The sequence below is a fragment of the Streptomyces malachitofuscus genome, from assembly GCF_055571035.1.
Window position 1 is genome coordinate 178,739 of record NZ_JBVIGA010000005.1, and the last position, 18,368, is coordinate 197,106.

20 protein-coding genes are annotated in these 18,368 nt (G+C 71.9%); 13 read left to right on the forward strand and 7 right to left on the reverse strand.

The window, feature by feature from the left end; translation table 11 throughout:
• Positions 1-109 precede the first annotated feature (109 nt).
• Together ACZ44S_RS09175 and ACZ44S_RS09180 are read left to right on the forward strand one after the other, a co-directional pair.
• Positions 110-508, forward strand: a complete 399-nt coding sequence (locus ACZ44S_RS09175; protein ID WP_365422743.1) for a type II toxin-antitoxin system RelE/ParE family toxin — start codon at positions 110-112, stop codon at positions 506-508.
• Entirely contained in the window at positions 505-810 is a 306-nt protein-coding gene (locus ACZ44S_RS09180; protein WP_466926227.1) for a helix-turn-helix domain-containing protein, read from the forward strand. The genes ACZ44S_RS09175 and ACZ44S_RS09180 overlap by 4 nt, the downstream gene beginning before the upstream one ends.
• 14 nt (positions 811-824) lie before the next feature.
• Here ACZ44S_RS09180 and ACZ44S_RS09185 read toward each other — a convergent pair whose 3' ends face one another.
• Positions 825-1,097 carry a hypothetical protein gene (locus tag ACZ44S_RS09185; RefSeq protein ID WP_466926229.1) on the reverse strand — a complete coding sequence of 91 codons (273 nt, stop codon included), beginning with the start codon at positions 1,095-1,097 and terminating at the stop codon, positions 825-827.
• Between the two features lie 155 nt (positions 1,098-1,252).
• The gene (locus tag ACZ44S_RS09190) at positions 1,253-2,206 is read right to left on the reverse strand and encodes an EamA family transporter (RefSeq protein WP_466926231.1); all 954 of its coding nucleotides are present in this window, start codon (positions 2,204-2,206) and stop codon (positions 1,253-1,255) included.
• A 223-nt stretch (positions 2,207-2,429) separates the two neighbouring features.
• Here ACZ44S_RS09190 and ACZ44S_RS09195 point away from each other — a divergent pair, with 223 nt between their 5' ends.
• Positions 2,430-2,882: an NUDIX hydrolase gene (locus tag ACZ44S_RS09195; RefSeq protein WP_466926233.1), complete on the forward strand. Its 453-nt coding sequence runs from the start codon at positions 2,430-2,432 to the stop codon at positions 2,880-2,882.
• Positions 2,883-2,948: 66 nt separating this feature from the next.
• On the opposite strand, the gene ACZ44S_RS09200 is transcribed toward ACZ44S_RS09195, so the two are convergent.
• Together ACZ44S_RS09200 and ACZ44S_RS09205 are read right to left on the reverse strand one after the other, a co-directional pair.
• Positions 2,949-3,521 carry a peptidoglycan-binding domain-containing protein gene (locus ACZ44S_RS09200; RefSeq protein WP_466926235.1) on the reverse strand — a complete coding sequence of 191 codons (573 nt, stop codon included), beginning with the start codon at positions 3,519-3,521 and terminating at the stop codon, positions 2,949-2,951.
• A gap of 422 nt (positions 3,522-3,943) precedes the next feature.
• On the reverse strand, positions 3,944-4,201 hold the full coding sequence (locus ACZ44S_RS09205) for a GntR family transcriptional regulator (protein ID WP_466926686.1): 258 nt from the start codon (positions 4,199-4,201) through the stop codon (positions 3,944-3,946).
• 153 nt (positions 4,202-4,354) lie between these two features.
• Between ACZ44S_RS09205 and ACZ44S_RS09210 the strand changes: the two genes are divergently transcribed.
• Both ACZ44S_RS09210 and ACZ44S_RS09215 read left to right on the forward strand, forming a co-directional pair.
• Positions 4,355-4,606, forward strand: coding sequence for a hypothetical protein (locus ACZ44S_RS09210; protein WP_466926237.1), 252 nt, complete (start codon positions 4,355-4,357; stop codon positions 4,604-4,606).
• The gene (locus ACZ44S_RS09215; RefSeq protein ID WP_466926239.1) at positions 4,603-4,887 is read left to right on the forward strand and encodes a hypothetical protein; all 285 of its coding nucleotides are present in this window, start codon (positions 4,603-4,605) and stop codon (positions 4,885-4,887) included. The genes ACZ44S_RS09210 and ACZ44S_RS09215 overlap by 4 nt, the downstream gene beginning before the upstream one ends.
• A 34-nt stretch (positions 4,888-4,921) precedes the next feature.
• On the opposite strand, the gene ACZ44S_RS09220 is transcribed toward ACZ44S_RS09215, so the two are convergent.
• Positions 4,922-7,795, reverse strand: a complete 2,874-nt coding sequence (locus ACZ44S_RS09220) for an FAD-binding and (Fe-S)-binding domain-containing protein (RefSeq protein ID WP_466926241.1) — start codon at positions 7,793-7,795, stop codon at positions 4,922-4,924.
• Between the two features lie 288 nt (positions 7,796-8,083).
• On the opposite strand from ACZ44S_RS09220, the gene ACZ44S_RS09225 reads away from it, so the two are divergent.
• The 7 genes from ACZ44S_RS09225 (at position 8,084) to serC (ending at position 15,248) form a co-directional block, all read left to right on the forward strand.
• On the forward strand, positions 8,084-10,183 hold the full coding sequence (locus ACZ44S_RS09225; RefSeq protein ID WP_466926244.1) for a sensor histidine kinase: 2,100 nt from the start codon (positions 8,084-8,086) through the stop codon (positions 10,181-10,183).
• A complete protein-coding gene (locus ACZ44S_RS09230) occupies positions 10,180-10,587 on the forward strand; it encodes a roadblock/LC7 domain-containing protein (protein WP_466926245.1) in 408 nt (135 codons plus the stop codon). The genes ACZ44S_RS09225 and ACZ44S_RS09230 overlap by 4 nt, the downstream gene beginning before the upstream one ends.
• Entirely contained in the window at positions 10,584-10,931 is a 348-nt protein-coding gene (locus ACZ44S_RS09235; RefSeq protein WP_190165393.1) for a DUF742 domain-containing protein, read from the forward strand. Before ACZ44S_RS09230 ends, ACZ44S_RS09235 begins: the two co-directional genes overlap by 4 nt.
• Positions 10,912-11,547, forward strand: coding sequence for a GTP-binding protein (locus ACZ44S_RS09240; RefSeq protein ID WP_466926249.1), 636 nt, complete (start codon positions 10,912-10,914; stop codon positions 11,545-11,547). The genes ACZ44S_RS09235 and ACZ44S_RS09240 overlap by 20 nt, the downstream gene beginning before the upstream one ends.
• A complete protein-coding gene (locus tag ACZ44S_RS09245) occupies positions 11,544-12,779 on the forward strand; it encodes a cytochrome P450 (protein WP_466926252.1) in 1,236 nt (411 codons plus the stop codon). The genes ACZ44S_RS09240 and ACZ44S_RS09245 overlap by 4 nt, the downstream gene beginning before the upstream one ends.
• The gene (locus tag ACZ44S_RS09250; protein ID WP_466926255.1) at positions 12,776-14,026 is read left to right on the forward strand and encodes a cytochrome P450 family protein; all 1,251 of its coding nucleotides are present in this window, start codon (positions 12,776-12,778) and stop codon (positions 14,024-14,026) included. The genes ACZ44S_RS09245 and ACZ44S_RS09250 overlap by 4 nt, the downstream gene beginning before the upstream one ends.
• Positions 14,027-14,129: 103 nt before the next feature.
• Positions 14,130-15,248, forward strand: a complete 1,119-nt coding sequence (gene serC, locus ACZ44S_RS09255) for a phosphoserine transaminase (RefSeq protein ID WP_466926258.1) — start codon at positions 14,130-14,132, stop codon at positions 15,246-15,248.
• Positions 15,249-15,704: 456 nt separating this feature from the next.
• Here serC and ACZ44S_RS09260 read toward each other — a convergent pair whose 3' ends face one another.
• Both ACZ44S_RS09260 and ACZ44S_RS09265 read right to left on the reverse strand, forming a co-directional pair.
• A complete protein-coding gene (locus tag ACZ44S_RS09260) occupies positions 15,705-16,526 on the reverse strand; it encodes an ABC transporter permease (RefSeq protein WP_466926261.1) in 822 nt (273 codons plus the stop codon).
• Positions 16,523-17,494, reverse strand: a complete 972-nt coding sequence (locus ACZ44S_RS09265; RefSeq protein ID WP_466926264.1) for an ATP-binding cassette domain-containing protein — start codon at positions 17,492-17,494, stop codon at positions 16,523-16,525. The genes ACZ44S_RS09260 and ACZ44S_RS09265 overlap by 4 nt, the downstream gene beginning before the upstream one ends.
• A gap of 86 nt (positions 17,495-17,580) precedes the next feature.
• Between ACZ44S_RS09265 and ACZ44S_RS09270 the strand changes: the two genes are divergently transcribed.
• Positions 17,581-18,357 carry a TetR/AcrR family transcriptional regulator gene (locus ACZ44S_RS09270; RefSeq protein WP_466926266.1) on the forward strand — a complete coding sequence of 259 codons (777 nt, stop codon included), beginning with the start codon at positions 17,581-17,583 and terminating at the stop codon, positions 18,355-18,357.
• Positions 18,358-18,368 lie beyond the last annotated feature (11 nt).

Here is an 18,368-nt window from a genome sequence, read left to right on the forward strand (position 1 = left end):
CGGTACCGAAAACAAGCAAGCGTGCTTGCTGGATTCAGGGCGCCAACCTGAAGCCGGACGCAAAGTGACCACTTGCCTGCGAATATTAGTCTGTGCTAATTTTTTCGTTGTGGCCGAACCCTATGAGCTGCGCTTCTTCGAAGATGTGCTGGACTGGATCAAAACGCTCGCCAAGGAGGACCCTGACAGCCATCTGCACGTGATAGCCGCCTTGGAACGCCTTCAAGAGGTGGGGCCCGCGCTGCGCCGGCCAACAGTCGGTGCGATCGAGAAAAGTCGCTACCGGAACATGCGGGAGTTACGCCCACGCAGCGGCGGAACGGTGAGTATCAGGCTGCTGTTCGTCTTCGATCCCGAGCGGCGGGCGATCTTCCTGGTGGCGGGGAACAAGGCCGCCGGGCGCCAATGGGCGGCCTGGTACCCCCGGGCAATCAAAGAGGCGGACGACAGGTTCACGGCCTACCTTGAGGCGCTGGAGCAGGAGAAGAAGGAAGGACGGGGAACATGAAGCTTGGTTCCATGGACGACCTGACGGCCGACATCACCCCCGAGAAGCGCGAGCGCATCGACGCCATCAAGGCGGAGATGGTCGACGCGGAGCGCGGGCACGAACTGGCCGCGCTGCGCAAGGCGCAAGGCTTCACCCAGGTCCAGGTCGCCGCGGCGATGGGCGTCACTCAGGGGCGGGTCAGTCAGATCGAGCGCGGCACCGCCCGCTTGGACACCTCAACCATGGCGGCATACCTCCACGCCATCGGTGGCGAGCTGACCATAACGGCCACTGTGGGCAACCTTTCGGTGCGGCTCTAGGCGACTCCGTGCGGTCAGGCCCTCCCTGTGCACGCCTTGGCGGCCGCGCGGTAGAGGGAACTCGCCGTCCCGAGGTGCCGGCGGGCCTCGTCCGCCGTGGTGGCGATTCGGGCGAGGTACTCCGCGCGGTGGTACTCCCTGGCGGTGGCCGGGTGACGTTCGATCTCGATCAGAGCGGCCCAGCGGCTCAGGTAGGCGTGCACCGGTCCCGGTGAGCCGTGCTCCACGGCCTCCGCGAGCGCCTGGTCCTTCGCCCTGTCGTACGCCGCCAGGAGGCCAGGGGCCACGACCGTACAGGCAGACCGCAGGGCACCGGTGTTCGCTCCGGGCGAGGGATGAGCGGACGATCGCCGACGTTCTCACCGTGCTGCACGCTCATGGCGCTGTTTCCCTTCGAGAGACGTGAGCGACTCTGGTCCTGACGCGCCACGCCCGGCGATCGTCAGGAGAGAGCCTTCGCCCCCTTGGCCTTCCCTCGCCCCACCTGCGTCCGCACCGCGCCCATGCTCGCCGCGATGACCAGGGCGATGGCGGCGGCCTCCGCGGTGGAGAGGGCCTGGTCGAGGATCAGGAAGCCCGCGGTGGCCGCGAGGGCCGGTTCCAGGCTCATCAGGATCGCGAACGTGGAGGCGGGCAGGCGGCGCAGGGCGAGGAGTTCGAGGGTGTACGGGAGCACCGAGGACAGCACCGCGACCGCGGCGCCCAGGGCGAGGACGGTCGGGTCCAGGAGCTTCGTACCGGACTCGGCGATGCCCAGCGGCAGGAAGAGAATCGCCGCCACACCCATCGCGAGGGCGAGCCCGTCCGCCTGGGGGAAGCGTCGCCCCGTACGCGCGCTGAAGATGATGTACGCCGCCCACATGGCGCCGGCGCCCAGTGCGAAGGCGACGCCCAGCGGGTCGAGGCCGCTGAAGCCTCCTCCGCCCAGGAGGAACACGCCGGTGAGGGCCAGCGCGGCCCACACGATGTTGACCGCCCGCCGTGAGGCCAGGACGGACAGGGCGAGCGGGCCGAGAACCTCGAGCGTGACCGCGGGGCCGAGTGGAATGCGGGCGACGGACTGGTAGAAGAGGCCGTTCATCGCGGCCATGGCGACGCCGAAGACGATCACCGTGCCCCAGTCGGCGCGCGAGTGCCCGCGCAACCGGGGCCGGCACAGCACGATCAGCACGAGCGCGGCCACCAGCAGCCGCAGCGACACGACCCCGAGCGCGCCCGCCCGCGGCATCAGCGTCACCGCCAGCGCCCCGCCGAACTGCACGGAGACCCCGCCGGCGAGGACCAGCCCGACGGGCCCCAGGGAACCCCGGCCTCGCGGAACGCCGGCCGGCGTGGACGCGGGAGCGTGGCCCGCCCCGGAGGCGGTGGACGGGGTGGCGGCGCTGGGGGTGGTCACGGTGCCTTCCAGGGACGTCGGAGCGGAGACATGGCTGTACCGAGTGTGCGACTTGCTGGACTGTCCGGTCCAGCGTATTGAACTAAGTCAGCACCGTAAAGCGTTTATATGCCTGACGATGAGGCTCGCGTGCCGCCTCGGTCAACTCCGTCCACGACGTGGACCCCACCGGGTACGGTTTTTACTGGTGGCACCCCTGTCCGTTCCCAGCATCCGAGGCCCTGTGCGACGTCTTCTCGTCCGTCTCTGGCGACTCCTGCGCCCGCTACAGAGCCGCATCATGTGGCTGATGCACGCCAAGTTCGTGGTCGGCGTGACCGGCGTGGTGCGCGACGACGAGGGGAGGGTGCTGCTGCTGCGGCACCGGATGTGGCCGCCGGGCCGCCAGTGGGGCCTGCCGAGCGGCTTCGCCCGCAAGGGCGAGGACTTCCGGGCGACGGTGGTGCGCGAGGTCAAGGAGGAGACCGGCCTGGACGTCGAGACGGGCCGCCTCGTCATGCTGAACAGCGGTTTCCGCACCCGCATGGAGGTGGCCTACGAGGCCCGCCTGCTCGGCGGCGAACTGCGCCTCGATCCCTTCGAGATCCTCGAGGCCCGTTGGTGCCGCCCGGACGACCTCCCGGAGGGCGTCCAGCCGGTGTGCCACCCGCTGGTGCGGGGAGAGACGGTCCCCTGACCTGAAGCTCCCCCGGCCGGTGAGGCCCGCCCTCTGAGAGAGACGGGCCGCCCCGGCCTACGGCCGTCAGCCGCAGGTCCGACTCGTGTACGAGGCGAACCGGTAATTGCCGTTGTCGTTCGTCGAGCCCTCCCAGAACACGTAGGAGCCGTTTGCGGCCCGAACCAGATAGAAGGTGCGCGCGTCGCCCGAGTAGCGCAGGATCTTGCCCCCGAAGGCGTATTCGTAGGCGTAGTCGTAGAAGTACAGGTTGCTGTCGGCGTAGCCCCAGGTCTCGTTGCCGACCTTCCCGTCCACGTACTTCAGGGGCCAGCGTTCCTGCAGGTCTTTGGTCGCGTGGGCGGTGTTCGGGCCGAACATGCCATCGATGTCCGAGGCGTCGTACGGAGTGCCGTTGCTCTCCTCCGCGCCCTCCGCCCAGAGGATCTGCTGCCACAGACAGGTGGCGTTGGAGTTGGCGTAACGCGACTGCGAGATCTCACCCTCGTCCCCCCAGTCGTTCGTGAAGTCGCCGCCTCCCGAGACGTATCCGTCGGAGATGCTGGCGGATGCCGGCGAGGCGCTGATCGCCAGGGCGCCGGCGACCACGGTGGTCACGGCGGCGGCGGCCAGGCGGGATCGGGTCGAACGGAATGTCACAGGTCCCCCTACGTCGAATCGGTCACGTCCGTGCGCCGCCATGCTCACCCACCGTCCACGACGCCGTCGACGCCCTTTCGCCTCAGCGCAAAAGCCCAGGCAACAGGGCTGAACCGTGTCCCGACGCGGCAGGAGGCGGCTCAACAGCCACGGTCCGGCCCACGAACAGAGTCTGCGGCTGCGTCAGCGAACGACCCCCACGCAAGGGCGCGCGGGGCTACAGTGGATATGCCTGCATCGTCCGTAACGCGCTCTGGTTGCGAGGGATCTCGGGGGCGTCGGAAGGCGTGAGTTTTCCGGCCCGTCGTGATGGCGAACCCTCGGAGGGCGTATGGAAGTTGCCGGCTGGGCGGCAACGTTAGCGGCGCCCCGGCAGGTCCTCGGAGGCCTGTGGAAAACCTGCTCCCCGTGCGGTTCCACCCCTACTTCGTGTGCTCCTCCGCCGCAGTCTCCGGCCGCTGGGCGACGAAAGAGCCGAGGCCGGGTTCCGTGTAGATGAGCCCTTCCGCGCGCAGACCCTTGTGCACCTTCTGGGCGGTCACCGCCGCGATGCCGAATTCCGCCGTGATCTCCACGACGGACGGGATACGCGTGCGCGGCGGATAGGTGCCGTCCTCGATACGGCGGCGAATCACCTCGGCCACTTGGCGCCAGCGCGGGATGTCGGCAGCAAACTCCATCACCGGACCACCATGCGTTGACAGCAGCACCCTGCGCGATACGCAGTACACCGCTCATACCGCAGTAGACCATAGTAGGGTTGTGAAATAGCCCCGGCGATGGATGCCGCCATCCCGGGGTGTGGCCACCAGCTGACCAATGGAGCTGATGACATGACCGACCTTATCGGCCGCCTCCTCGCATGGGTGGACCTGCTGCTGAACCCGCGCGGGGTACACCGTCGTACCGGCCCCCGCGCGGTGCTGCCGGTCGCACCGACCTCGCGTCCACCGGCGACGACCCGACCGGCTCTCCCCTCCCACCGCAGCCCGTACGGGCTCCACACCCTTCTCGACGGAGCCGAGACCGTGGCCGTACGCCCGTACGTCACCGTCTCCTGGTTCCAGGAGAGGCAGGCGGCATGAGCGAACCGCGCGAACCGCGTCTGCTGCCGTGGTCCGGAGCCGGCGGCAAGGCCTGCTACCTGATCAGCGACGAGCACGGCGGGACCGTCTCCCGGCTGGCCGACGCCACCGAGGCCGTGCAGCTCGGGATGGGGCGGGAGCTGCTCGCCCACGCCCGGGAACTGCTGCCCGGCACACCGCGCGGTGAACTCCGCCACCTCGCCGAATGCCTCACCCACGCCCTCGCGGACGCGCTGCGGGTCGCGGAGAGCCGGGGAGGGAGGTTGCGGCGGCTCAACTGAGCGCGTTCACAACACCGGGGCGGCGGCTGCTCGTCTAGTCGTCCAGAGCGGCCGCCAGCACCTCCGCCAGGTGCCGGCCCCGTACGCCGGCCAGTTGTTCCAGTTGCGTGCGGCAGGAGAAGCCGTCGGCGAGGACGACCGCGTCCTCCGGTGCGTCGCGTACCGACGGCAGGAGCCGGTCCTCCGCGCAGGCGGCCGAGACGTCGTAGTGGCCGTTCTCGAAGCCGAAGTTGCCGGCCAGGCCGCAGCAGCCGCCCGTCAGTTCGCCGGTGAGGCCCGCCGCCGCACGCAGTCGGCGGTCGGCGGCCTCGCCCAGTACCGCGTGCTGGTGGCAGTGGGTCTGGCCGGTGACCGGGCGGTTCAGGGTCGGCGGGGTCCAGTCCGGGGCGTGCCGCTCCAGGGTTTCCGCGAAGGTGAGGACCCGTGCGGCCAGCCGCGCCGCGCGGGGGTCGTCGTGGAGGAGTTCCGGGGCGTCCGTGCGCAGGGTCGCCGCGCAGCTCGGTTCCAGGACGACCAGGGGGGCGTCCGTGGCCAGGACCGGTTCGAGGAGGTCGAGCGTGCGGCGCAGCACCGCGCGGGCGCGGTCCAGCTGGCCGGTGGAGATGTAGGTCAGGCCGCAGCAGACGCGGGCCCTGCGGGCCGTCAGCAGGGAGAGGGCCGAGCGGGAGCGGGCGTCGCCCACCGGGCGGCGGGAGAGCCGCAGGGTCGGGGGCAGGGCCACGCGCAGGCCCGCCGCCTCGAGGACGCGTGCCGCCGCGCGGCCCACGGACGGCGACAGGTGCTCCGTGAACGTGTCGGGCCAGAGGACGACCAGCTTGCCGTCGCCGCGCGGGGGCACGCGCCGGCCCCGCCACCACCGCGTGAACGTCTCTCCCTCCACCCGGGGGATCTTCCGCTCCCCCGCGATCCCACCCAGTCGCTTGGCGGTCCGAGCGAGCGGGCCCACGGAGGCCAGGGCGTTGAGCACGCCCGCCGTCCTCGTCCGCGCGACCAGGTTCAGCCACACCGGCAGCCACCCCATCGCGTAGTGGGCGGCCGGGCGGCGGCGGCCCGCGTAGTGGTGGTGGAGGAACTCCGCCTTGTACGTGGCCATGTCGACCTCGACCGGGCAGTCCGAGCGGCAGCCCTTGCAGGACAGGCACAGGTCCAGGGCGTCCCGTACCTCCGTCGAGCGCCAGCCGTCGGTCACCAGCTCGCCCGCGAGCATCTCGTGCAGCAGGCGGGCGCGTCCGCGCGTGGAGTGCTGTTCCTCGCCCGTCGCGCGGAACGACGGGCACATCACCGCGGGCCCCGACACGGAGGCCGTACGGCACTTGGCCACGCCCACGCAGCGGCGCACGGCCGCCGAGAAGTCGCCGCCGTCGGCGGGGTAGCCGAAGGCGACGTCCACCGGTTCGCGAGGGAGGACGGAGAAGCGCAGGTCGGCGTCCAGGGGGGCCGGGCGGACCAGCATGCCCGGGTTGAGCAGGTCGTCGGGGTCCCAGACGGCTTTGACGCGCTCGAAGAGGGCAACTGTCTCCGGGCCGTACATGCGGGGCAGCAGCTCGGCGCGGGCCTGTCCGTCGCCGTGTTCGCCGGAGAGCGAGCCGCCGTGGGAGACGACCAGGTCGGCCAGTTCCTCCGAGAAGCGCCGGAAGCGGGCGACGCCCGGGCCGGTCAGCAGGTCGAAGTCGATGCGGACGTGGATGCAGCCGTCCCCGAAATGGCCGTAGGGGGTGCCGCGCAGGCCGTGGTCGGCCAGGAGCGCCCGGAAGTCGCGGAGGTACGCGCCGAGCCGGGCCGGCGGCACCGCGCAGTCCTCCCAGCCGGGCCAGGCCTCCGTGCCGTCCGGCATCCTCGTCGCCGTACCGCTCGCGTCCTCGCGGATCCGCCACAGGGCGCGTTGCCGCGCGGGGTCGGTGACGATCAGGGAGTCCACGACGTCGGCCGCGCGGACGATCGTCTCCGCACGCGCGCGTGCCTCCGCCCCGGTGTCGCCGCCGGTCTCCACGAACAGCCAGGCGCCCCCGCGCGGGAGACCCCCGGTGGACGGGGCGGGCACCAGGTCCGCCGCCATGCCCTCCACGGTCAGTGGGCCGAACGCCAACAACCCCGCCGCCGCCTCCGCGGCCCCGCTCTCGTCCGCGTACGCCAGCACGGCGAGCGCACGCGCGCGGGGGGCGCGTACGAGATCCACCACCGCTTCCGTGAGCACGCCCAGCGTGCCCTCCGAGCCGCAGAAGGAGCGCGCGACATCGGCGCCGTTCTCGGGCAGCAGCGCGTCCAGCGCGTAACCGGAGATCCGGCGGGGAAGGTCGGGGAAGCCCGTGCGCAGGCGGGCCAGTTCGCCGTCGACGAGTTCGCGCAGTCCCGCCGGGGCGCCCGCCCACGCCCGTGCCGGGCGCAGCCGGTCCCCGCGCGGGGTGACGACCGACAGTTCGCGCACACTGTCGGCGGTCGTGCCCCAGGCCACCGAGTGGGAGCCGCAGGAGTTGTTGCCGATCATGCCGCCGAGGGTGCAGCGGCTGTGGGTGGAGGGGTCCGGTCCGAAACGCAGGCCGTGCGGGGCGGCGGCCTCCTGGAGCCGGTCGAGGACCAGCCCCGGCTGGACCACGGCCGTGCGGGCCTCCGCGTCGAGGGACAGCAGACGGTTCATGTGCCGTGTGAAGTCGAGCACCACGCCCGTGCCGGTCGCCTGCCCCGCGATCGACGTACCGCCGCCGCGCGGCACCACGGGAACGCCGTGCGCCCGGCACACCGACAGCACCGCCGCCACGTCGTCGGCGTCGCGTGGGGCCACCACGCCGAGCGGCACCCGCCGGTAGTTCGAGGCATCCATCGTGGTCAGCGCACGCGCGGTCGTGCCGAAGTCGACCTCGCCGCGCACGGCGGCCCGCAGTGCGGCCGGCAGTTCCCGGTGATCCGTCATGCCTTCAGGATGCCTCCGGGGGCCGGGCGCCGGCGCCGGCGCGCACGGCCCGCAGCCCCCCCGGCCGCCCCGGGAATCTCGGTATTTGCCCAGAACGGAAGCTGAATCTTCCCAAGGCGAACACGAATTCTCATATAGTGACCGCGAGTTGCGCGCAGTTGTCGGACCTCGTTCGAGAAGCGACCCCAGAATCAGGTCCGGCGTCCCATCGAACCCGCCCGAGGGCCGCGCAGCCACGACGGCGCACGCCCGCGGACCGACCGAGGACCCGACCGAGGACCCTGATTGATGACCTCCCCCCTGCTCCCCGGTGACCGCCCCACCCCCCGCAGTCTGCTGCCCGTCCCCCTGCTCACCGCGGCCGTCGGCGCGCTCGCCGTTCTCGCCGCCGTCTTCCTCGTCCCGGACGCCGCGATCGGTGCCGTTGCGGTCACCGGGACGGTCGCCGCCGTGCTGCTGTGCGCGGCCGCCGCCCTGGCCACGCACGCCGTCCTGTCCGCGCGTGCGGCACGGGCGCGGCTGGAGGCCGTCACCGAGGACGTCGGCCGGCTGCTCCAGGAACGGTCCCGGCTGACGGAGGAGTCCCGTCGGCAGCACGAGCGGCTCACCGGCGAACTCACCCGTGAACGCGCCCGGTTGTCCGCCGAGCTGGACCAGGAGCGTAACCACCTCGCCGAGACCCTGGCCGCGGAGCGCGACCGCCTCGCCGAACAACACGCCCTCACTGTCGCCCGGTTGACGCAGGAGCACGCGGACGAGCAGGCCCGGCTCACCGACGAGCACGCCGCCGAACTCGCCCGCGCCGCCGAACGGCACGAAGGGGAACTGCGCCGTCTGGCCGACGAGCGCAGCGCCGACGTCGCGCGGTTGACCCGGGAGCACGCCGAGGAGCGCGACCGGCTGAACGTCGAGCGCGACCGCATCGCGCAGGACCAGGTCCGGCTCACCGGGGAGAACAAGCGGCTCGCCGCCAAGCTGCGCGAGGCCAACGGCGTCCGCGCCGCCGCCCTCTCGGCGACCGCCAACGCGGCCGGGCGGATGCAGGCGCTGTCCACCGGCATGCTCGCCGACCTGCGCGCGATGGAGGAGAAGCACCACGACGAGGAGGTCCTCGCCGACCTGCTCCACCTCGACCACCGCACCGCGCAGGCGGGCAGGCTCGCCGACTCCGTCGCCGTCCTCACCGGCGCCCGCTCCGGCCGCCGCTGGGCCAGGCCCATCGCCATGGAGTCGATCCTGCGCGGCGCCATGGGCCGGATCAGCGGCTACCAGCGGGTCCGGGTGCATTCCGCCAGCGACGCCGCGGTCGCGGGCCACGCCGCCGAGGGCGTGATGCACGCGCTCGCCGAACTCCTCGACAACGCCGCGAACTTCTCGCCGCCGACCGCCGAGGTCCACGTGTACGTCGAGGAGGTCCCGGCCGGGGTCATCGTGTCCGTCGAGGACAGCGGGCTCGTCATGGGCGAGGCGCAACTGCGCCGCGCCGAACGCGCCGTCTCCGGGGAGTCCGCCGAGCTCGGGGGCCTGACCGGCACCCGCCTCGGTCTCGCGGTGGTCGGCCGGCTGGCCCGGCGGTACGGGCTCCGGGTCTCCTACCGTCCCTCGGCCCGCGGCGGCACGGGGGTCCTGGTGCTCGTCCCGCAGGACATCCTCGTCCCGCCGGACGCACCGCCGACGACCCCGGCGGCGGGCACCGCCACCCCGGCGTCCCGCGCCACCACACCGGCGTCCACGCCCCCGGCCGGCCCGGAGAGCCCGGCGGACCCGGCTGGTCCGGCGGACACGGACGACCGCCCGGACACCGACCCGGCCCTCACCCCCGGCCGGCCCGAACCGGAGACCGGCCACGCCACCGCGCACGACGACAGGGACGGCGACGGCAGCGGCACCACCCGTGGCGCCGCGCCCGCCGACCGTCCGGCGCACCGCGAGAACACCCGCCCCGCCCCCTCCTACGCCGCCGCCCGCGCCGGAGCCGACCTCGACCCCGACCCGGTCCCGACCCACGAGTCCCCGTCCCCCGACTCCGCGCCCGCGCCGCCGCTGGTACTGCCCCGCCGGCGCCGCGGCCGGACCCTCGCCGAGGCCGAACGCACGCGTGCGGGCGCCGGCCCCGCCCCCGACGCCCGGCCCGCTCCCACGGCCGAGGAGACAAGAGCCCGCACCGCCCGCTTCAGCAGCTTCCGCCAGGCCGTGCGCGCCCCCACCTCGGACGACACGGCCGCCCCGGACACCGGTACTCCCGCGCACACGCAGGCCGCCCCGGACACCGGTACTCCCGCGCACGCACCGACCGCCCCGAGCACGGGCGACACCCGCACCACCCCCGAAGCGACCCCCGCAGCACAGCCCACCCCCGTGACCCCGGAAGGCGACACCACCTCATGACCGGCACGACGACCGCCGACGAGAAGCTCACCTGGCTGCTTGAGGGCCTGTTGGAGCGCACGCCGGGCGCGCGGCACGCGCTCGTGCTCTCCCGTGACGGCCTGAAACTGTGCCGCACCCCGGAGCTCTCCGCCGACCAGGCCGACCAGCTCGCCGCCATCGCCGCCGGCATCCAGTCCCTGTCGCACGGCGCCTCCGTCGAGTTCGGCGACGGCAGCGGCGGGGTGCGCTCGGCGATGACCGAGTTCTACGGGGGTGTGCTGTTCATCGTGGAGGCCGGTCAGGGCGCGCATCTGGCCGTGGTCACCACCGAGGAGGCGGACGCCGGACTCATCGGGCACAACATGAGCGAACTCGTGGAACAGCTCGGCGAGCACCTGACCGCCCTGCCGCGCAGCTCATGAGCAGGCCCGGCAGGGACGACGCCCCCGACCGGCTGTACACCCTCACCGGGGGGCGCAGCCGGTCCGGGCCCGACAACCCCTTCGACCTGGTGACCCTGGTCGTCGCCGAATGCGATCCGGTGCCGGGCATGCAGTCCGAGCACACGGCGATCCTGCGGCTGACCGAGCGCCCCACGGCGGTCGTGGAGATCGCGGCCGAGCTGAAACTGCCCGTCAGCATCACGCGGATCCTGCTCTCCGACCTCCTGGCGGCGGGACGGGTCAGCGCCCGTCACCCCCGCAAGGCCGCCGTACCCGACCCCGACATCCTGGAGCAGGTGCTCGTTGGACTCCGCAACCTCTGAGACGCGCCCCACGGCCGAGACCCGTACGCCGCTCGGCGCGTCGGCCGACAACGGCCTGAAGATCGTGGTCGTGGGCGGCTTCGGCGCCGGCAAGACGACGATGGTCCGCTCGGTCAGCGAGATCCGTCCCCTCAACACCGAGGAGACGATGACCCAGGCCGGCGAGGCCGTCGACGACATCAGCGGCGTGCGCGGCAAGACCGCGACCACCGTCGCCTTCGACTTCGGCCGCATCACCCTGGACGCGCACAACGTGCTGTACCTGTTCGGCGCGCCCGGTCAGGAACGCTTCTGGTTCCTGTGGGACCGGCTGTTCTCCGGGACGCTCGGCGCGGTCGTGCTGGTCGACACCCGGCGCATCGACGACTCCTGGTACGCCATCGACCGGCTGGAGAAGCACGGCACGCCGTTCATCGTGGCCTGCAACGACTTCGGCGGTCCCACCTTCACTCCCCAGCAGATCCGCGAGGCCCTCGACCTCGACCCCCATGTACCGCTGGTGAACTGCGACGCGCGCTCCCGGGAGTCCAGCAAGATCGTGCTGATCACCCTGGTCGAGCACATCCAGAGCCTGTACGCCGATCCGGCCCGAGCCTCCCGTCAGGAGCTGGTGTGAGTCCCGCCTCCCTCCCCAACGCCGTCCGCTTCCAGGGATCCCTGCTCCAGGACGACCCGGCCCGGGTGTACCGGGAGATGCGGCGCGAGCACGGCAGCGTCGTGCCGGTGGTGCTCGACGGCGACGCACCGGCCTGGCTGGTGCTCGGCTACCGCGAGCTGCACCAGATCACCGGCGATCCGGTGCTGTTCAGCCGCGACTCCGAGCTGTGGAACCAGTGGGACAACATCCCCGACGACTGGCCGCTGCTGCCGATGATCGGCCGCAGGCAGCCGTCGATCCTGTACACCGTCGGTGAGCGGCACCGCGAGCGGGCCGGGATGCTGGTGAACGCGCTGGAGGCGGTCGATCCGTACGAACTGCGCGGCTACGCCGAGAAGTTCGCGGACGAGCTGATCGACGCCATCTGCCCCAGGGGGAGCGCCGACATCATCGGCGAGTACGCGATGCTGCTGCCGGTGCGGGTGCTGGCGCGGCTCTACGGCTTCCCCGACGAGGCGGGTCCGGCCCTGGTCACCGCCCTCAACGACATGATCGACGGGCGGGAGCGGGCGCTCGCGGGCCAGATCCATCTGTTCACGTCGATGACGGAGCTGGTGGCCGAGCGGAAGAAGGAGCCGGCCGAGGACGTCGCGTCCCGGATGCTCGCCGACGCCTCGGGGTTCACCGAGGAGGAGATCGTCCAGGACCTGATGGTGATGATGGCGGCCGGGCACCAGCCGACCGCCGACTGGATGGGCAACTCGCTGCATCTGATGCTCACCGACGGCCGGTTCGCCGCCTCCCTGTTCGGCGGCCGCAACAGCATCGCCGAGGCGATGAACGAGGTGCTGTGGGAGGACACCCCGACCCAGAACGTGGCCGCCCGCTGGGCGTCCCGCGACACCCAGCTCGGCGGGCGCCGCATTCGCGGCGGTGACATGCTGCTGCTCGGCCTCCAGGGTGCCAACTCCGATCCCCAGGTGCGCACCGACGGTTCGGCGCTGACCGGCGGCAACAGCGCCCACTTCTCGTTCGGTCACGGGGAGCACCGCTGCCCGTTCCCGGCGCAGGAGATCGCCGAGGTGATCGCGCGGACCGGCATCGAGGTCGTCCTGGACCGGCTGCCGGACATCGACCTCGCGGTGCCGGCGGCGAGCCTCACCCGCCGCCCCTCGCCGTGGCTGCGCGGGCTGTCCGAGCTCCCGGTCACCTTCACTCCCACTCCCGCCCTTGGAGGCACGCGCGCATGACGGCTGGTACGGACACCACGACGACGGGCACCGAACAGACCCGTATCCCTCTCGACCCCTTCGTCTCCGACCTGGACGCGGAGAGCGCGGCGCTGCGGGCGGCGGGGCCGCTGGCCGCCGTGACCCTGCCGGGCGGCGTACCGGTGTGGGCGGTCACGCACCACGCCGAGGCGAAGAAGCTGCTCACCGACCCGCGGCTGGTGAAGGACATCAACGTCTGGGGTGCCTGGCAGCGCGGCGAGATAGCCCCCGACTGGCCGCTGATCGGGCTGGCCAACCCGCCCCGCTCGATGCTCACCGTGGACGGCGCCGACCACCGCCGGCTGCGCACGCTGGTCGCGCAGGCGCTCACGCCCCGCAGGGTGGAGCGGATGCGGGAGCGGATCACGGAGCTGACCGAGGGTCTGCTGGACCAGGTGGCCGCGCAGCCCGGTGACACGCTCGATCTGAAGGCGGTGTTCGCCTACCCGCTGCCGATGTACGTCATCGCCGATCTGATGGGTCTCGCGGAGGAGCGGCTGCCGCGGCTGAAGGAGCTGTTCGAGAAGTTCTTCTCCACGCAGACCCCGCCGGAGGAGGTCATCGCCACGCTGACCGAGCTGGCCGGGATCATGGCCGAGACGGTCGCGAGCAAGCGCGAGAACCCGGGCGACGACCTGACCTCCGCGCTCATCCAGGCGTCGGAGGACGGCGACAGCCTCACCGACGAGGAGATCGTCGCCACGCTGCAGCTGATGGTGGCGGCCGGTCACGAGACGACGATCTCCCTCATCGTCAACGCGGTGGTGAACCTCTCCACCCACCCGGAGCAGCGGGAGATGGTGCTCTCCGGCAAGGCGGACTGGTCGGCGGTGGTCGAGGAGACGCTGCGGCACTCGACGCCGACGTCCCATGTGCTGATCCGGTTCGCGACGGAGGACGTACCGGTCGGGGACAAGGTCCTGCCGGCCGGGGACGCGCTGATCGTGTCGTACGCCGCGATCGGCCGGGACGAGAAGGCGCACGGCCCCACGGCCGGCGAGTTCGACATCACCCGGGAGAGTGCCAACCGGCACATCTCCTTCGGTCACGGCCCGCACGTGTGCCCCGGCGCGGCGCTGTCCCGACTGGAGGCCGGTGTGGCGCTCCCCGCCCTGTACGCCCGCTTCCCGCGGCTCGACCTGGCGGTTCCCGCGAGCGAGCTGCGCAACAAGCCGGTGGTCACCCAGAACGACCTGTTCGAGCTGCCGGTGACGCTCGGCGGGTGAGCGGCGCGGGGGGTGGACGGGCCTCCCCCCGGCCCGTCCACCCCCCGTCTCAGCGGACGGACGATGTTTCGCCGGGGTTTCCCTCAGCCGCTAGGCTCCGTTCGTGGCCGAGATCCAGATTCCCGCTGACATCAAGCCCGCCGACGGTCGTTTCGGCGCGGGTCCCTCCAAGGTGCGGACGGAGGCGCTGGACGCCCTGGCCGCGACCGGCACGTCCCTGCTCGGCACCTCCCACCGCCAGGCGCCCGTGAAGAACCTGGTCGGCAAGGTGCGCGAGGGCATCTCCGAGCTGTTCTCCCTCCCCGAGGGATACGAGGTGGTCCTCGGCAACGGCGGCTCCACCGCGTTCTGGGACATCGCGACGCACGGTCTGATCGAGAACAAGTCGCAGCACCTCAGCTTCGGTGAGTTCAGCTCCAAGTTCGCCAAGGCGGCCAAGCTCGCCCCGTGGCTCGCCGAGCCCACCGTGATCTCCGCCGACCCGGGCACGCACCCGGAGGCGGCCGCCGAGGCGGGCGTGGACGTCTACGCCCTCACCCACAACGAGACCTCCACCGGTGTCGCCATGCCGATCCGGCGGGTGGCCGGTGCCGACGAGGGCGCCCTGGTCCTGGTGGACGCCACCTCCGGCGCGGGCGGCCTCCCGGTCGACATCGCCGAGACGGACGTCTACTACTTCGCCCCGCAGAAGTCCTTCGCCTCCGACGGCGGCCTGTGGATCGGCGTCTTCTCCCCGGCCGCGATCGAGCGCGCCGAGCGGATCCACGCGAGCGGCCGCCACGTCCCGGAGTTCTTCTCGCTCCCCACGGCGATCGACAACTCCCGCAAGAACCAGACGTACAACACCCCGGCGCTGGCCACCCTGTTCCTGCTGAACGAGCAGCTGGAGTGGCTCAACGGCCAGGGCGGCCTCGACTGGTCCACGGCCCGCACGAAGGACTCCTCGACCCGGCTGTACGCCTGGGCGGACGAGACCAAGTACGCCACCCCGTTCGTCTCCGACCCGGCCAAGCGCTCACAGGTCATCGGCACGATCGACTTCACGGACGAGATCGACGCCGCCGCCGTCGCCAAGGTCCTGCGCGCCAACGGCGTCGTCGACACCGAGCCGTACCGCAAGCTGGGCCGCAACCAGCTCCGCGTCGCGATGTTCCCGGCGATCGACCCGGCGGACGTCGAGGCCCTGACGAAGTGCGTCGACTACGTCATCGAGCAGCTCTGATTCTTCCGCACACCGCCGAAGGGCGCCCGGCAGACGGTGCCGGGCGCCCTTCATCGGAGACCTCGACACCTCGCGCGCGAAGCACCCGAAGCACGGCCTTGGCCTCGCCCCGCGCCTCGCCGTCGGCGTGCACCTTGTGCCACGCTTCTTCCATCACTGTGCCGTTGCCTGGGAAGACCGGGGTGTACGCCTCCATCAGCTTCCTCCAGTACTCACGGGCCGGGCCCTCGCCCAGAGGCGCGCGAACAGATCCGGCTCCTTGCGGAAGATCTGATGCAACGTGTCATGCGGTGAACCGACCCTATGCCGGAACGTAGTTGGACCTACGTCAGGTCCGCCGCGGAACGAGGACCGGTTCAGCCGGTCGAGTGAATATGCGACTGGACTATGACTGTGGCCCGTCCCGCCGGCCGAGCGGGACGGGCGGTGTGTCAACCGTTCAGCCGGGGGCGTGCCTCACCGGCTGAGCCGCTGGAACCTGCGTACCGCGACCGGCAGGAAGACCGCCGTCAGGACGACCGGCCACACGCCCGCCATCAGCAGGGCGTGCTGTTCGACCCAGGAGTCGCCGCCGCCGACCGGGGTGCCGAACAGTTCACGGGTCGCGGCGGCCGTCGAGGAGATCGGGTTCCAGGCCGCCACCCAGCCCAGCCAGTCCGGCATGAGCTGCGGGGCGACGAAGATGCTGGAGATCATCGTCAGCGGGAACGCGACCGCGAACAGGCCGCCGGCGGCCTCCGGGTTGGGCACCAGCAGGCCCAGCCAGACGCCGAGCCAGATCAGCGCGAACCGCAGCCACAGCAGCAGCCCGAACGCGGCGAGGAAGCCCCAGCCGCCGTCCGGGCGCCAGCCCATGGCGAGCGCCGTCAGCACCAGGATGGCCAACTCGGCGCAGGCGACGATCAGATCGGTCACCCCGCGGCCCGCCACCACCGCCGAGGAGGCCATCGGCATGGAGCGGAAGCGGTCGATGACTCCCTTGGTGGAGTCGTGCACCACGACGGTCGCGGTGTTGATGAAGCCGAAGGCCATGGTCATCACGAACATGCCCGGCATCAGGAAGTCCTTGTAGTCGCCGCCCCCGGGCACCTGCATCGCGCTGCCGAAGACATAGCCGTACAGCAGGACCGACAGGATCGGGAAGCCCAGCTGCCAGGCGATGTTGACGGGCTGGCGCTGGTAGTGGGTCAGGCCCCGGCGGACGATGTTCCAGCAGTCCGCGAGCGCCCAGTACGCGCGGCCGCGCGGGGCCGGGACGGCCGGGTCGAGCGCGCTCATGCCGCTGCCTCCTTCTTCTCCGTGCGGTGTCCGGTCAGGCGCAGGAACACGTCGTCGAGGCTGGGCCTGCGCAGCCCGATGTCCTCGATCCGTACGCCCTCGTCCTGGAGGGTGCGCGCGACATCCGTCAGCGCGGCCACCCGGTCGGTCACGGGCGCGTGCACCCGCAACTCGGTGTCGTCCGACTCGGGTTCGCCGTCGGCGACCCGGGCGACGACCTTCGCCACGCGCGGGATCTCGGAGCGTTCGGCGACCACCACCTCGATGCGGTCGCCGCCGACCAGGTTCTTCAGCCCGTCCGGGGTGTCGTCGGCGATGGCCCGGCCCTGGTCGATGACGGTGATCCGGGAGGCGAGCCGGTCGGCCTCCTCCAGATACTGCGTGGTCAGCAGCACGGTCGTGCCGTCGGCCACCAACGCCCGTACGGACTCCCAGACTTCGCCGCGGCTGCGGGGGTCGAGCCCCGTCGTCGGTTCGTCGAGGAACAGCACCGCCGGCGCGAGGATCATCGAGGCGGCGAGGTCGAGGCGGCGCCGCATGCCGCCGCTGTAGTCGCCGACGCCCTTGTCGGCGGCGTCGGTCAGGCCGAACCGCTCCAGCAGCTCGGCGGCCCGCGCCCTGGCGTGGCGGGCGCCCAGGTGGAACAGCCTGCCGAACATCTCCAGGTTCTGCCGTCCGGTGAGCACCTCGTCCACGGCCGCGTACTGACCGGTGAGGCCGATCCGGGCCCGCACCTCGCGCGGCCGGCGGGCGACGTCGAGCCCGGCCACGGCGGCACGCCCGCCGTCGAGCCGGATCAGCGTCGACAGGATGCGCACGGCGGTGGTCTTGCCGGCGCCGTTCGGTCCGAGCAGTCCGTGCACGGTGCCCTCGCGGACGGTGAGGTCGAAGCCGTCGAGGGCGCGCTTGTCGCCGTAGCGCTTCTCCAGTCCCTCGGCCCGGACGGCGCAGCCGTCGTCGTTCTCCATGGGTCCCCCTTCCAATAACTGAGTACACCGTACCCGATGGCGCGTACAGCGTACTCAGTTTTTCGGCGCGGATCTAAACTGCCCCCATGAGCAGCGGCACGGGCGGTACGGAGACCAGCGGCAGCGGCGACATCGCCCGCACCCTCGACCTGCTGTGGGACACGGGCCCACGGCCCAGCCGGGGGCCGAAACCGGGGCTCACGCTGGAGCGCATCGTGGAGGCCGCCGTCGAGGTCGCCGACCGCGACGGGATCGGCGCGCTGTCGATGCGCCGGATCGCCACGGAGCTGGGCACCGGCACGATGTCCCTGTACCGCTACGTCCCCGGCAAGGCGGAGCTGCTCGACCTGATGCTGGACCGGGTGCAGCGCGCCTCGGACAATCCCGCGGACCTCGGCGACGGCGGCTGGCGGCCGGCTCTGGAGGCGCTGGGCCGGGCCACCCTCGCCCTGTACCGGCGCCACCCCTGGCTGCTGGAGGTCAACCAGTCCCGCCCGATCCTCGGCCCGAGCGCCCTGGACGGCATGGAGAAGGTGCTCTCCCGGATCAAGCCGATGGGCCTGTCCGACCCCGAACTGCTGTCGGCGATCATGATGATCGACGGGTATGTGGTCGGGGCCGCCCGTACCCAGCTGTACCAGGAGGAGGCCGAGCGCAGCTCGGGGCTGACGGACGCGCAGTTCTGGGAGGCCCAGCGGCCGGCCCTGGAGAAGGCCATGCTCAGCGGGCGCTACCCCGTCCTGGCCGGGCTCTCCGAGGACACCTTCGGCCCGGACTTCGACCACTTCGAGTTCGGGCTGCAGCGCATCCTGGACGGCCTGGAGGTGTTCGTCGCCCGGCGGACGGCGGGTGAGGGCGCCTGAACGGCGTCCGG